This window comes from Ilumatobacter sp. (genome assembly GCF_030065885.1).
Lineage (GTDB): Bacteria > Actinomycetota > Acidimicrobiia > Acidimicrobiales > Ilumatobacteraceae > Ilumatobacter.
Window position 1 is genome coordinate 1 of record NZ_JASJCS010000122.1, and the last position, 13,986, is coordinate 13,986.

General features: G+C 70.2%; 13 protein-coding genes, 2 pseudogenes and 1 riboswitch. Of the genes and pseudogenes, 10 read left to right on the top strand and 5 right to left on the bottom strand.

What is annotated here, in order from left to right; translation table 11 throughout:
- Nucleotides 1–825, bottom strand: a pseudogene (locus tag QNJ12_RS19935) (hypothetical protein); the annotation flags it as partial.
- 48 nt (nucleotides 826–873) lie between these two features.
- Nucleotides 874–957: riboswitch (cyclic di-GMP riboswitch) on the bottom strand.
- 276 nt (nucleotides 958–1,233) lie between these two features.
- Here QNJ12_RS19935 and QNJ12_RS19940 point away from each other — a divergent pair.
- The 3 genes from QNJ12_RS19940 to QNJ12_RS19950 all read left to right on the top strand — a co-directional run bounded on the left by QNJ12_RS19940 (nucleotide 1,234) and on the right by QNJ12_RS19950 (nucleotide 2,786).
- Nucleotides 1,234–1,656: a PPOX class F420-dependent oxidoreductase gene (locus tag QNJ12_RS19940; RefSeq protein ID WP_300625360.1), complete on the top strand. Its 423-nt coding sequence runs from the start codon at nucleotides 1,234–1,236 to the stop codon at nucleotides 1,654–1,656.
- The gene (locus tag QNJ12_RS19945) at nucleotides 1,653–1,964 is read left to right on the top strand and encodes a DUF3467 domain-containing protein (RefSeq protein ID WP_300625362.1); all 312 of its coding nucleotides are present in this window, start codon (nucleotides 1,653–1,655) and stop codon (nucleotides 1,962–1,964) included. The genes QNJ12_RS19940 and QNJ12_RS19945 overlap by 4 nt, the downstream gene beginning before the upstream one ends.
- 141 nt (nucleotides 1,965–2,105) lie before the next feature.
- Entirely contained in the window at nucleotides 2,106–2,786 is a 681-nt protein-coding gene (locus QNJ12_RS19950) for a YjjG family noncanonical pyrimidine nucleotidase (RefSeq protein WP_300625364.1), read from the top strand.
- A 46-nt stretch (nucleotides 2,787–2,832) separates the two neighbouring features.
- On the opposite strand, the gene QNJ12_RS19955 is transcribed toward QNJ12_RS19950, so the two are convergent.
- On the bottom strand, nucleotides 2,833–4,395 hold the full coding sequence (locus tag QNJ12_RS19955) for a DHA2 family efflux MFS transporter permease subunit (RefSeq protein ID WP_300625366.1): 1,563 nt from the start codon (nucleotides 4,393–4,395) through the stop codon (nucleotides 2,833–2,835).
- A gap of 116 nt (nucleotides 4,396–4,511) precedes the next feature.
- Here QNJ12_RS19955 and QNJ12_RS19960 point away from each other — a divergent pair, with 116 nt between their 5' ends.
- On the top strand, nucleotides 4,512–5,138 hold the full coding sequence (locus QNJ12_RS19960) for a TetR/AcrR family transcriptional regulator (RefSeq protein ID WP_300625367.1): 627 nt from the start codon (nucleotides 4,512–4,514) through the stop codon (nucleotides 5,136–5,138).
- A gap of 64 nt (nucleotides 5,139–5,202) precedes the next feature.
- Here the strand turns inward: QNJ12_RS19960 and QNJ12_RS19965 are convergent, their stop codons facing one another.
- Nucleotides 5,203–5,841 carry an aspartate/glutamate racemase family protein gene (locus tag QNJ12_RS19965; protein ID WP_300625369.1) on the bottom strand — a complete coding sequence of 213 codons (639 nt, stop codon included), beginning with the start codon at nucleotides 5,839–5,841 and terminating at the stop codon, nucleotides 5,203–5,205.
- A 118-nt stretch (nucleotides 5,842–5,959) separates the two neighbouring features.
- Here QNJ12_RS19965 and QNJ12_RS19970 point away from each other — a divergent pair, with 118 nt between their 5' ends.
- Entirely contained in the window at nucleotides 5,960–6,496 is a 537-nt protein-coding gene (locus QNJ12_RS19970) for a PadR family transcriptional regulator (protein WP_300625371.1), read from the top strand.
- Between the two features lie 40 nt (nucleotides 6,497–6,536).
- Here QNJ12_RS19970 and QNJ12_RS19975 read toward each other — a convergent pair whose 3' ends face one another.
- Entirely contained in the window at nucleotides 6,537–8,228 is a 1,692-nt protein-coding gene (locus QNJ12_RS19975; protein ID WP_300625373.1) for a Rieske 2Fe-2S domain-containing protein, read from the bottom strand.
- A 25-nt stretch (nucleotides 8,229–8,253) separates the two neighbouring features.
- On the opposite strand from QNJ12_RS19975, the gene soxR reads away from it, so the two are divergent.
- The gene (gene soxR / locus QNJ12_RS19980) at nucleotides 8,254–8,727 is read left to right on the top strand and encodes a redox-sensitive transcriptional activator SoxR (protein WP_300625375.1); all 474 of its coding nucleotides are present in this window, start codon (nucleotides 8,254–8,256) and stop codon (nucleotides 8,725–8,727) included.
- Between the two features lie 158 nt (nucleotides 8,728–8,885).
- Nucleotides 8,886–9,632, top strand: coding sequence for a hypothetical protein (locus QNJ12_RS19985; protein WP_300625377.1), 747 nt, complete (start codon nucleotides 8,886–8,888; stop codon nucleotides 9,630–9,632).
- 48 nt (nucleotides 9,633–9,680) lie between these two features.
- On the opposite strand, the gene QNJ12_RS19990 is transcribed toward QNJ12_RS19985, so the two are convergent.
- Nucleotides 9,681–10,469, bottom strand: a complete 789-nt coding sequence (locus tag QNJ12_RS19990) for an enoyl-CoA hydratase-related protein (protein WP_300625379.1) — start codon at nucleotides 10,467–10,469, stop codon at nucleotides 9,681–9,683.
- Nucleotides 10,470–10,617: 148 nt separating this feature from the next.
- Between QNJ12_RS19990 and QNJ12_RS19995 the strand changes: the two genes are divergently transcribed.
- The 3 genes and pseudogenes from QNJ12_RS19995 to QNJ12_RS20005 form a co-directional block, all read left to right on the top strand.
- The gene (locus tag QNJ12_RS19995; protein ID WP_300625380.1) at nucleotides 10,618–11,247 is read left to right on the top strand and encodes a TIGR03085 family metal-binding protein; all 630 of its coding nucleotides are present in this window, start codon (nucleotides 10,618–10,620) and stop codon (nucleotides 11,245–11,247) included.
- Between the two features lie 100 nt (nucleotides 11,248–11,347).
- On the top strand, nucleotides 11,348–13,363 hold the full coding sequence (locus QNJ12_RS20000) for an alpha-1,4-glucan--maltose-1-phosphate maltosyltransferase (protein WP_300625381.1): 2,016 nt from the start codon (nucleotides 11,348–11,350) through the stop codon (nucleotides 13,361–13,363).
- Nucleotides 13,360–13,986, top strand: a pseudogene (locus tag QNJ12_RS20005) (hypothetical protein); the annotation flags it as partial. The gene QNJ12_RS20000 and the pseudogene QNJ12_RS20005, both read left to right, overlap by 4 nt.

A 13,986-nucleotide genomic window follows, 5' to 3' on the forward strand; every position in this document is an offset into this window, starting at 1 on the left:
CCGCTCGGTCGTCTCCGGCGACGGACCGGTCACACAGATCTCGTACTCGGCCGCCGGCGGATCACCCGTGATCACCTTCGACACCACCAACGCCCCGACCTCGGGCACCTCCTCGTACTCGTTGGTGACCGTCGCCGTGGCGAACTCATCGGCCACCACGGTGACGCTCTGGCTGGAGTACGTGACTGTCCAGCCGACCCCAGGATCGGTCTCGAGCACGCCGTACTCGCCCGGCAGGAGATTCTCGAACGTCAGCACTCCGGCTCCGACGACCTGACCGCAGATCGGATCGCCCAGCTCGGGAACGAGGCAGATCTCGAACTCGACGGCGGTGGGTGCGTCGTCGCCGACCACCACCTTGGTGATCTCGGCCCGTCCGAGGTCGGGGAGGTCCGGCGCGTTCCAGCACAGCTGGACGTGGCTGATCGTCGGCCACTTCTCGTTGTCGAGCATCGGTGCGTGGAACGGCGTCGCCTCACCGAATCCGTACCCCATCGCATCGGGCCCGCCCTTGACGAGGACTGCGCCGGTCGTGACGAGCGACGTCGAATCGACCACGAAGGTGACGACGGCGTTGTTGGGGTTGGGCTCGACGACATCGGCGTACGTGCCCACGGTGAAGCTGGCTACCAGACCGTCGCGATCGACCGTGTACGACCCGCTCGGGTCCTCCACCTTGTACGCCATCTCGTAGCCGAGGTCCGCACAAGTGGGGTTGCCCTCGACCAGATCACCGGCCCTCGCGGGTCCACCCGACCCGAGACTGACCGCCAGCAAGCCCGTGAACACGATCGCACGTCCAGCTCGTCGGGTGAACCGACTCATGGCGCGCCTCCCTTCCGCTCGGGAACTCGCCTCGAAGGACGAGTCCCTCGTGGAGCGGGCCGGTTTCGCGCTTGGCTCCCCGCCGCCGACGCGACCATGTCAAGGCAGCGATTCACAGCCTCCCGCACCGAGATCGGTGGCTCTCGATCTCCAGCTCCAGTATCCCCCCGCCGGTCAAGGACCGAACGGGCAGAAGGTCACGAGGCCGTCAAGGCTTCGGCAAGTGTTCGGGCAGTTGGTCACCTCCCGGTGTCGACCTGCCACCGTGAGAGGCCACATCGTGGTGTTCGGCGACGAGGAGGTCGGGCGGTCGGCGTGGGACCGAGGCACGGCCGGGAGCTGCGGCGCCCGCGCGCTGACGCCGGGCCCCTGACGTGGCGCTGCGACGGCTCCGTTACGGTCTATCGGATGGAGATCTCCGACGCACTCGACTTCATCCGCGAGCGGCACCACGCCGTGCTCACCACGACCAAGCGGGACGGGCGGCCGCAGCTGTCGAACATCACCTACGTGCTCGGCGACGACGGCATCATCCGCATCTCGGTCACCGACGGTCGAGCGAAGACGAAGAACCTCCGCCGCGACCCGCGGGCGTCGCTGCACGTCGCCCAGAGCGACTTCTGGGCGTACTGCGTGATCGAGGCCGACGTCGAGATCACGCCGGTCGCGGCGGATCCGCACGACGCGACCGCCGATGCACTGGTCGACTACTTCCGCTCGGTCGTCGGCGAGCACGGCGACTGGGAGGAGTACCGCCAGGCAATGGTCGACGAGGGGCGCCTGCTGCTCCTCCTGAAGCCCACCCACGCGTACGGCATGCTGTCGCGATGAAGATCCACACCCAACCCGACCAACTCGGCGGCGTGTGGGCGAACGCCGCCGCCGTGCGGCACTCCCCCCACGAGTTCACGATCGACTTCCTGCGCTGTGACTTCGACGACAACGGCAAGGCCAAGTCGGGCATGTTGGTGCAGCGCGTCAACATGTCGCCGCTGTTCGTCAGCCAGCTGATCTCCGCCTTGCAGGACAACTGGTCGAAGTACGCCGACAAGGCGATGCCCAAGGAGATCCAGGGCGAGTTCACGATCGAGCCGCCGGGCGACGACGACGACGCAGGCGAGCCCGACACCGACTCGTGAGGCCGTCGTGACGGCGCAGCCGATGCGCACCTGAGCGTCGGCGAGCCCACCGAGCGACTGGCAACCGCGGAGGCTCCGTTCACGGTCTCGAGCGATCTCACCTGCGGCCGACGTTGATCGCGCCGTATCCTCCTCCGGGCCGTGCGGTACTCGACGCTGCTCTTCGACCTCGATCACACCTTGCTCGACTCCGATGCGTCCGAGCGTCTGGCGTACGCGCACACGATGGCGACGGTCGGTGTCACCGACGGCGAGCGCCACTTCGAGCGGTACGTCGCCATCAACCGCGGGATGTGGACGGCGGTCGAACGAGGCGAGATGCAGCCGACCGACGTGCGGCATCGGCGGTTCGAGCAGTTCAACGGCGAGCTCGGTCTCGCGGCCGACCCGCACGACATGGCCGATGCGTTCGTCTGGGGCCTCGGCGCGTTCGGCGACCTCTACGACGGAGCGCTCGCGGTGCTCGACCAGCTCGCGGCACGCGCCTCGCTCGCACTGGTGACCAACGGGCTGAGCGACGTGCAGCGCGCTCGCATCGAGCGGCTCGGCCTGGGCGACTACTTCGACGCCGTCGTGATCTCGTCGGAGGTCGGCGTCACCAAGCCGCGGCCCGAGATCTTCGACGTCGCGTTCGAGCAGCTCGGCCGGCCCAGCAAGGTCTCGGCGGTCATGATCGGCGACAGCCTGACCTCGGACATCAAGGGCGGCGCCGAGTACGGCATCGCGACGTGCTGGTTCAACCCCAACGGTGCCCAGGCGGGGCCCGGCGACGGCGTCACCCACGAGGTCGCCGACCTCGCCGAGCTCCCCACAGTCGTCTGACCGCGCGAGATGCGCCTGGGCCGCGCCCCCAGGCACATCTCGTTACTCAGGTGGCGCGGGCGGGGAGGAATCGGCTCGCGAACACCGCGCCGCCCGCGGCCACGCCGGCTGCGACGAGGCAACCGACCGCCAGGCCCGACAGGAAGGCGTCGTTGACCTCGGCGAGGTAGGCGGGAGCGTTCGGGCCGAGCTCGGCGGCGATGAACCGCGCTGCGCCGACCGACTCCTGCGTCAGCTCTTGCGTCTCGGGCGGCAGCTGCGCGAACACGCCGCGATCGGAGTCGCCCAACGCGCCGATGTACACCGAGCTGAACACGCTGCCGATGATCGCGACACCGAGCGTCCCGCCCAGCTCGCGGGTCGTGTCGTTGACGGCGGAGCCGACGCCCGCCTTGTCGGCGGACAGCGATCCCATGATCGACTCGGTCGCCGGCGCAGTGGTCAACCCGAGACCAACGCCGAGGAAGATCATCTGGCCGACGATCTCGAGGTACGCGGTGTCGACCTCGACCCGGAACGAGATCCACACGAACGCAGCGGCCAGCAGCGCCAGACCGGCGCGCACGACGCTCGTCGTGCCCAACCGTTCGACGATGCGGGGGGCGGCCACCGAGGCGATCGCGATCGAGAACGCGACCGGCAGCGTGCGCAGCCCCGCCTCGAGCGGTCCGTAGCCCCGCACGAGCTGGAAGTACTGCGTGATCAGGAAGATGAAGCCGAACAGCGCGAAGAACGCAGACGTGATCGCCACGCTGGCTGCGGAGAAGCGCAGGTTGCGGAAGATCGTCACCGGCAGCATCGGGCTCGCGACCCGGAGCTCCCACCGCACGAACGCCACCAGGAGGACCGCGGCGACACCGAACCCGGCGAACGTCGTTGCCGATAGCCACCCCCACTCCGGCGCCTCGATGATGGTGAGGACGAGCGCGGTGATCGCCGCGATCGACAAGAGAAGACCGGTCCGGTCGAGGCCGGGCGCGTCCTGCTCCTTCGACTCGGGGATCAGGCGCCACGTGAGCAACGCAACCACGATCGTGATCGGCACGTTGATGAAGAACACCGACCCCCACCAGAAGTTCTCGAGCAACCAGCCGCCGGTGATCGGTCCCGCCGCCACCGCCACACCGCTGACCGCGCTCCACACGCCGATCGCCTTGGCACGTTCGGTCGGGTCGCGGAAGACGTTGGTGATGATCGCCAGCGTGGCGGGGAAGATGAGGGCGGCACCGATGCCCATCAGCGCCCGGCCGGCGATCAGCGCCTCGGCCGAGTCAGCCGATCCCGCATACGCCGATGTCGCCCCGAAGGCGACGAGGCCGGCGATCAGCGTCCGCTTGCGCCCGTACTTGTCGCCGAGGCCGCCGGCCGCGAGGAGCAGGCCGGTGAACACGAGCAGGTACGAGTCGACGATCCACTGGAGCTGGCGGGTCGAGGCGCCGAGCTCGACCGACAGCGACGGGAGGGCGACGTTGACGATCGTGCCGTCGAGCACGGTGACGAACACCGCCATGCAGACCACGGCGAGGATCGCCCAGCGCTGTCGATGTCCTTCCGGCGAGGCGTCCGATGGCGGAGGAACGGCGGATCGGGTGGTGTCGAGGGTGGTCATCGTGCAGCTCCTGTGGGTGGGTGACCAGGTTCGGTCGATTCGATGTTGACGATGTCAAGTTGACAATGTAGAGATGGAACTGACCATCGTCAAGTTCCCGCTAGGATGAGTGACGCATGACACCGTCGAACTATCACCACGGCGACCTCCCCAACGCCCTCCGACGCGCCGCCGTCGAGGTCATCGACGAACGCGGCGTCGGCGGGTTCAGCCTGCGCGAAGTCGCCCGCCGCGCCGGGGTGTCGCACACCGCGCCCGCGCATCACTTCGGCGACACGAAGGGCCTGTTGACCTCGGTGGCGACCGAGGGCTTCGAGGCGCTCCACCAGGCCACGTCGTCGGCGGCCGCGCTCCACGACGACCCCGCCCAACGGCTCGCTGCGATCGGTGAGGCCTACGTCGAGCTCGGCCGGACACATCACGCGCATTGCGAGGTGATGTTCCGCACCGACATCGTCGACGCCAACGACGGCGACCTCCGCTCCTGCGGGATGGACGCCTACGGGGTGCTCGAGGACACCGTGCGCGAGATCATCGAGACCGATCAGCTCGACGTGTCGCTCGACGACGCCAGCTGGCTGTGCTGGTCCACCATGCAAGGGCTCGTGCAACTCGCCCCGAAGCTCGAGGCGATCAGTGAGTTCCACGGGAACGGGCCGTTGGAGATCGACGAGCTCGTGCGCCGGTTCACCGACCTCCTCGTCGCCGGCCTGCGTTCACGCGCCGGCGTCACCAGCGCCTGATCCGTCCCACGACGGTTCGGTCACCGGCGCCCGGCGACGCCCGACAGCGTCTGATCCGTCCGGCTCAGCCGACGAGCGCACGGACGGCCAGGCGCGGGCTGCTGAGCACCGGCACGTCAACCGAGACCCGCTCGGCGGCGGGCGCCATCGACGCCTGCGCCAGGACGATCACGTCGCAACGATCGGCGAACCCGGGCAACGCGTTCGCGATCTCGTCCAGGTACGCGTCGACGTCACCACGCTCGAAGTGCAGCCAGGCGCCCTCGACCAACTCGACGCCGATCTCGATCTCCGCCGACCGCTCGGACGCGACCGACCGCAGCAGCGACGTCGTCGGCTCGATCGTGCTCTGGACCGCGGCGACCACGCCGACCCGACCGCCGATCGCGACCGCCGTCTCGGCCATCGGCCGATCGACACGCACCACGTTCAACCCGAGCCGTGCGCCGGCCGCCTCGGCGACACCACCGATCGTCGAGCACGTGCACACGATCGCCGAGGACCCCTCGTCGGCCAGCGACACGAGATTCGCCTCGACGCCAGCGACGACGGCGTCGTCATCGATGCCCGCCGTGCGGGCCCGGTCGAGCAGGTGCGCGGCGACCAGCGAACGCACCTCGGTGCCGGGCGCCTCCTCCTCGACGAGGCGTTCGAAGGTCTCGACGTGCTGCTCCGCGGTGTGCAGGAATCCGAGCAGCGCCATCCACCCAGTGTGTCACGGGTTGACGTTTGGCACTTATCGATATATCGTTATGAGCAATCGACAACCCGAACCGCACGGCCTACCCGTGCGGACCGAAAGGAACCACATGCCACATCGCATGCGACAACAACACCGGCGCGGACCACACGGACACGGACGACACCGCGCACGACGCGGCGCCGTCGGCGCCTCGATCCTCGCCCTCCTCGACGAACAGCCGATGCACGGCTACGAGCTGATCTCCGCGCTCGAAGAGCGCAGCGGAGGTCGGTGGAAGCCGAGCCCCGGATCCGTCTACCCGGCACTCGGCCGGCTCGAGCATCGAGGGCTGATCAGCTCGACCGATGCCGACGGCAAGCGCCGCTTCGAGCTCACCGACGCCGGGCGGACCCGCGTCGCCGAGCAGCGCGAAGCGGGCGTCGAGGCGCCGTGGGACGACCACGGGCTCGGCCACCACGGCGACCTCCGCCGGGCCGTCTCCGAGCTCACCGGTCCCGCACGCCAGATCGGGCGCTTCGGCACACCCACCCAGATCAGCGCCGCCGTCACCGTCGTCAAGGACGCAACGGCCCGGCTCTACCGGATCCTCGCCGACGGCCCCGAGGAACCGAGCACCGACGGCGAGTCACCCACCGCGCCGGACGATGGCGACTGACCCGTCCGCACGCGGCGCAGCGCCACGAGGTCGCGCCGACTCACTCGCGCTGGACGCGTCCGCTCAGGAAGTCGATCGACCGCGCGACGGTCGCGGCGACGAAGCGCTCGAGCTTGGGGGCCGCCATGAAGCGGGCCACGGCGTCGAGTGGCACCGCCGAATCGAGGCGAACCGCCTCTTCGGTCGCGGCCACGCTCGTCTTCACGGCGTGGGCGTGCACGATGAAGGCGGTCGTGCCGTCGAGGAGCGCCTCGTGCTGGAGTGAGCGTCCGTACTCGACGAGGTCCGTCGAGCGCGGTTCGATCTCCTCCCGCTCGCCGACGCCGGTGTGCCACTCGTGCCGGCCCGTCCAGTTGGCGAGGAACACCGTCCACAGCACCAGCCGCACGAGGTCGGGCGTGATCTCGGGCGCCCGGCGCACGTGCCAGCGCACGGCGTTGGCGTACGTCATCCCGTGGGTGATCGAGAGCCAGCCGAAGTCGTCGTGGAAGTCGAACTCACCGGCGTGGTCGTAGCGGAGCATCCGTTCGCTCACCGCCTCGGTGACCGCGTCGAGCACGCCCTCGAGGCCCGCCCCCGACGCCAGCGCGGCGCCCGCCGCCGACGCGGCCTCGGTCCGGTCGTCGCCGAGCAGCGCTGACCGGAGGCGACCGTCGTCGGCCCAGCCGGTGACCGGTTCGATGGCGGCGGCGGCCAGCGCGGCGAGGTCGAGCTCGGCGACACCGCGGTGGAACAGCTTCATGTAGGGCAGCTTGTCCTCGCGGGTGCCGTACACCAGCGTCGGCAGCAGATGCGGCAACACGGTGTCGGCGCGTCCCCAGCCGAGGCGGTCGAGGAGCTGGAACGCCTTCTGCGTGTAGATCGCCCCGTGGCCGTAGGAGAGGTGGTGGTCGGCGACGACCTCGGTGAACCACGGCCGGAGGTCGTCGGCCGTCGCGCCGTGCGCGATCGCGTGGCGCAGCACGGCCTGCGCCGGTTCGAGCTGCTCGCGCTCGACGAACCCTCGGAACTCGGCACGTGGGTCGGAGGACACGTCGCGCGCCGGGTCCGGCAGCGGTCGCACGGGTCGATCCCGTTCGCCCTCGGCGACGCCCGCGATCGCCTGCACGATCGGTAGGGCCCGGTCGTCGTCCTCGTAGTGCTCGACCATCGCCAAGCAGTCGGTCAGCGACGCAACCGCGTGGCCCCACCCGAACTCCGCTCGTGGCGCACCGTACGCCACGGCCTCCCAGATCAGCTCGCCGGGGTTGGCGTCGGCCCGGAGCAGCCGAACGACGTCGCGCGCCACCTGGCCCGTGTAGTCGCGTTCGATGCCACTGCGGAGGCTGGCGAGCAGCTTCGGGCGCTGCTCGGCGGGATCCGGCTCGACGAAGGTGACCGACAGGGTGCCGTCGTCGGCGACGTGCACGGGGTGGGTGCGAACGTCCTCCTCGCCGAGCACGCATCGACCGTCGCTGACCCGGAACTTCCAGTTGTGCCAGGCGCACGTGATCAGGTCGCCGTCGAGGTCGCCGGTGGTGAGACCGTACCCCTCGTGCGGGCACGCCTGGTCGAGCGCGAACACGCCCTCGCTCGTCCGGACCAAGCAGAGCCGGTGGCCGTCGACCTTGACCATCCTCATGGTCGCCTCGGCCAGGTCGTCGAGATGGCCGACGACCGTACCCGCAGCGGCCGAAGCGCTCGGCGGGTTCGTGATCGTCGGCGGGGTCGGGTCGGCGTTCGTTGCGCTCACGCCGGCGAAGCGTAAGACTTCAACAATGGTTGAAGTCAAGCGGCTGACGATCGGCGAAGTGGCGCAGCGGGCCGGTGTCGCCACGTCGGCGCTGCGCTTCTACGAGGACCAAGGGTTGATCCGGTCGGAGCGCACCGACGTCGGCCACCGCCGGTATCCGGCCGAGGTGCTCCGGCGGGTGAGCTTCATCCGCACCGCGCAGCGCGTCGGGCTCCGCCTCGACGACATCCGCAGTGCGCTCGCCTCGCTCCCTGACGAGCGAACGCCGACCGCCAAGGACTGGGAGCGGCTGGCGGCCTCGTGGCGGCCGCGGCTCGACGACCAGATCGCGTTGCTGATCCGGCTGCGCGACCAGCTCGACGAGTGCATCGGATGCGGCTGCCTCTCGCTCGACTCGTGCGGGCTGTGGAACCCCGACGACGCCGCTGCCGCGCTCGGGAACGGCGCCCGGTACCTGCTGAGCGACGAACGCCCGCCCGACGCCGGTCGTGCCCCATGAACACGAGCGATGACCGGAAAACAACTCCTGACCAGGCACTGTGAGACCTCCCGGGGCGCCCCTGTGAGACCGCCCGGGAGGCCCCGGTGGCGACATCCCGCTCCCCGGCAACCAGCTGGTGAGAACCCCTGTGAGGGCCATCCGGCACGCTGCCGCCCATGGAGACGTCGGCATCCGTGCCCCCGCGCCGCCCGCACACGAACCTCGGAGGCCGCCTCGCGCTCGAGTGGACGCGCCTCCGGCGCCGGCCTGCCGCGCTGCAGGAGGCCGCCGGGTGGCAGATCGTCGAAGGTCACCTGAGCGATCTCGATCAGGTGCTCGAGGCGGTGGGCTACGAGGTCGCTGCGACACCACAGACCGAACATCGTCTCAGAACGCTCGTCCTGGCGGCCGCCGACAGCGAGCTCGCGGCCCGTGTCGCGATCCAGCGCATCCTGCCGGGGTTGTTGTCGGTGGTCTCCCGGCGGCGGCGCTCGGGTGAGGGTTCGGACGTGCTCGACGAGCTGCTCGGGGCAGCGTGGATCGAGGTCCGGACGTTCAACCCGGCCCGACGGCCCGCCTGCCTGTCGGCGGCACTCATCGCCGACGCCGACTACCGGGCGTTCCGGGCGCCGCGCCGGCGGCGCTCTGCCGCCGAACAACCCGTCGACCCGACGATCGAGCCACTCACCGCCGGTGACGAGCAGGCCACCGATCGACGCAACCCCTGCGACGAGCTCGCCGAACTGCTCGCCCTGGCGCTCGAGGCGGGCGTGCCCGACGACGACATCGAGCTCATGCGGCAGCTGCTCGACACCCCCAAGGTCATCGAGCTGGCTCGCCGGATGAACGTCACGCCGCGCACGATCCGCAACCGGCGCGACCGGGCCACGTACCGGCTGCGGCAGGTGGCCGACGCGGCCTGAAGTCGGCCCGTGCGTCGGGCGCGACCGTGCGGCAACAACCGCCCGAGGTCAGGGCTTCGGCGTCGGCTGGGCCGACTGCGTGAACGCCGGGCGGCGCTTCTCGAGGAACGACGCGATGCCCTCTTGCCCATCGGGCGAGACGACCCCGGCCGCCATCACCTCCATCGCGTAGCTGTACGCCTTCGGTTGGTCGAGGTCGACCTGGGCGTAGAACGCGCGCTTGCCGAGCGCCTTGGAGAGCGCGCTGCCGCGGATCGAACGAGCCATCAGGTCGTCGACGGCCTCGTCGAGCTCGTCGTCGGGAACGACGCGGTTGATCAGGCCCCAATCGGCGGCGGTCGACGGATCGATGGCGTCACCGGTGAGCGCCATCTCGAGCGCCCGCTTGCGGCCGATCTGGCGCGCCACGGCGACCAGCGGCGTGTGGCAGAACAGACCGCCCTTGCCTCCGGGGAGCGCGAAGCCGGCCGACTCGGCTGCGACGGCGAGGTCGCACGACGCGACGAGCTGGCAGCCGGCAGCGGTGGCCAGCGCGTGCACCTTGGCGATGACCACCTGGGGAACCTGCTGCACCGTGTTCATCATGTCGGTGCACACCTGCAGGAGGTGCTGCGCGTCGGGCAACGTGGCACCGGCCATGTCGCCGAAGTTGTGACCGGCCGAGAAGACCGGCCCGTTCGCGGCGAGGATCACGCCGAGCGCTTCGGTCGCGGCGAGATCGCGGAGGACCTCGGTGAGCTCGAGCATGACGTCGAGCGCCAGCGCGTTCCGCTTCTCGGGCCGGTCGAGCGTCACCGTCGCGACGGCTCCCTCGACTCGCACATCGATGTTCCCCATGGGGCCAGCGTACGCGGCTGGCCGAGCTGCGGTGGCCTCGGGACCCGATGCCGCGAGTCGGGTCGCCCGGCGCGTGCGTCGGCTCGATGGTCGCGCTCGCGGGTCCCGGTCGCTGCTCGGTCGGTCCTCGGGGGTACCGTCGGCACCGATGACCACATCGGCCACTCTCGAGCGGCAGCGTCTCGCCAGCCTGATGCTCGAGCTCGGACCTGACGCGCCGACGCGGTGCGACGGCTGGACGGCGCGCGATCTCGCCGCTCACATCGTGTTGCGGGAGCGCCGCCCCGACGCAGCCGTCGGCGTCGTGTTCGGACGCTTCGCCGGGCGGACGGCCGCGGTCCAGGCGAAGATCGCCGACGGCGATTGGAAGGAGCTCGTCGCCAAGCTCAGGAACGGTCCGCCGATCTGGTCGCCGACCCGGATCGGCGCGATCGACCGGGCGTTCAACACGCTCGAGTTCTTCGTCCACCACGAGGACCTGCGCCGGGCGACCGAGCAGTGGCGGCCGCGCGAGCTCGACGACGATCTCGCCGACGATCTCGATGCAGCGCTCCGGCGAGGCGCCCGCCTCCTCGCTCGCCGGGCACGGTGCGGCGTGACGCTCGAACCCGATGCCGGGCGTGCCCGCATCACCGCCCGCGACGCCGACCCGACGGTGATCGTGCGGGGTCCGCTCGGCGAGCTGGTGCTGTGGATGTTCGGTCGCGACGCCGACGTCGAGTTCGACGGACCCGACGACGCCGTCGAAGCACTGCGGGCTGCGCGCCTCGGGGTCTGACCGGCTGCGATCTCCCGCTCGCCACGCTGGCGGGCTCGGCCCCGGGTCCGATATGAATGGGACGGTTCGGGTCGACTCACACGCCGGAGGGCACCACCACATGACACGCCTGCCAACGTCTCGCCCCTCGCGTGTCGTCATCGAACCGGTCAGCCCCGTCGTCGACGGCGGGCGCTTCCCGGCCAAGGCGGCGCTCGGCGAGACGGTGACGGTGGTGGCCGACGTGTTCGCCGAGGGGCACGACGCCATCGCCGGCGCGCTCCGGTGGCGATCGGTGCCCGCCAAGGGACGCCCGTCGAAGTGGGTCGAGTTGCCGCTGCACTTCCACGTGAACGATCGCTGGTCGGCGTCGTTCACCCCGGCCAAGCTCGGCCGGCACGAGGTGCAGATCGACGGATGGTCTGCACCGGCCGAGACCTGGCGGCGCGGCACGGCCGTGAAGGTCGCCGCCGGCGTCGACGTCGACGTCGAACTGCAGGGAGGCATCGCGATCGTCGAGCGGCTGCTCACCCATGCGGCCGATCACGGCACCGACGACGACGTCGAGCTGCTCGCCACGTTCAGGAGCCAGCTCGCAGCGGGCGACACGTCGGGGCTCGACGAGCCGCAGTGGGCCGATCTCTTCTGGCGACTCGAAGCGCGCGATCCGGTCGCCACGCTGCCGGCGCCGTTGGCGATCGACGTCGATCCCGAGCGGGCGCGGTTCAGTGCGTGGTACGAGTTCTTCCCGCGATCGCGATGGTCCACCGACGACGTCGACGACATCGACGACGACGGCCACGGCACGTTGCGTGATGCGATCGATCGGCTCGACCACGTCGCCGAGATGGGCTTCGACGTGCTCTACCTGCCGCCGATCCATCCGATCGGCACGACCAACCGGAAGGGTGCCAACAACACGACCGACGCCGGTCCCGACGACGTCGGCAGCCCGTGGGGCATCGGCGCCTCCGAGGGCGGTCACACCGCCGTCCACCCCGACCTCGGCACGCTCGACGACGTCGACGCCCTCGTCGCGGCGTGCCGCGAGCGCGAGATCGACCTCGCGCTCGACATCGCGTTCCAGTGCACGCCCGACCACCCCTGGGTCACCGAACACCCCGAATGGTTCGCCAAGCGCGCCGACGGATCGATCCAGTACGCCGAGAACCCGCCCAAGAAGTACCAGGACATCTATCCCATCGACTTCGAGACCGATGCGTGGGAGTCGCTCTGGAACGCGCTCGCCGACGTGTTCCGCTTCTGGATCGATCGCGGCGTGCGGATCTTCCGCGTCGACAACCCGCACACGAAGGCGTTCCCGTTCTGGGAGTGGTGTCTCGGCACGCTGCGCCGCGAGCACCCCGACACGATCTTCCTCGCCGAGGCGTTCACGCGGCCACGGGTGATGGAACGTCTCGCCAAGGTCGGCTTCAACCAGTCGTACACGTACTTCACGTGGCGCCAGGCGTCGTGGGAGCTCCGCGAGTACTACACCGATCTGTCGACGCGAACGGTGGACTACTTCCGACCCAACGCCTGGCCGAACACGCCGGACATCCTCACCGAACAGCTCCAGCACGGCGGCCGGCCCGTGTTCGTCAGCAGGGCGATCCTCGCCGCGACGCTCTCGGCCAACTGGGGCGTCTACGGCCCGGCGTTCGAGCTGCTCGAGCACCGCGCCGTGCGGCCGGGCTCCGAGGAGTACCTCGACTCCGAGAAGTACCAGCTCCGCGCGTGGGATCTCGACGACCCGGCGTCGATCGCGCCGCTGCTCACGCGCCTCAACGAGATCCGGCGGAGCCACCCGGCGCTGCAGCACCTCCACACCCTGCGCTTCCACGACACCGATTCGGCCGGGATCCTCTGCTACTCGAAGACCGACCCGGCCGGTGTGGGCGACCCGATCCTGGTCATCGTCAACCTCGACGCACGCGAACGACACGACGGGTACGTGCACGTCGACCCCGGCTCGTTCGGGCTCGGGCTCGGCGACGACGACGAGTACGAGGCCCACGACCTGCTCGGCGGTGGCACCTACCGCTGGCAGGGCTGGCACAACTACGTCGACCTCACCCCCGGTCGTGGCGCCGCCCACGTGTTCGCCATCCGGCATCCGGCCGACGGGGCGACGTGACCGTCGGGACACGTCCGGCGCTCGCCGACCTCGACGTCGAGCCGTTCGCGACCTGGCTGCCGCACCGCCGCTGGTACGCGGGCAAGGAGCACGCCATCGACGAGGTCGGCATCGACGATGTGATCGCGCTCCCCCACGACTCACTCGACGTCGCACTCGTGATGCTGCACGTCGTCTTCGACGACGGCTCGCACCACCGCTATGCGATCCCGGTCATGAGCGCAACGGGACCCGACACCGGCCGCATCCTCGCGACCGCACCAGACGCCGTCATCGCCCGGATCGGCCGCGACGAGCTCGTCGTCGACGCGATGGCCGTTCCGGAGGGGGCGGCGGCGGTGGTGGGGGCAGCGTTGCGCGAGCACGATGCCCCAGGCCGCGTCGGCTCCGCCCACGGCCGGCCGCGTCGGGCCGGTTCGACCGTGCCGTCACCCGATCAGATCCGGCTGCTCGGCGTCGAGCAGTCGAACTCGTCGGTCATCGTCGACGACCGCATGATCGCCAAGCTCGTCCGCCGCATCGAGCCCGGCGTGAACCCCGACGTCGACCTGCCCGAGTTCCTCGCCGGTACCGACTTCGGCCAGGTCCCCGGTCTGATCGCCACCCTCGACGTCCAGCCGGGC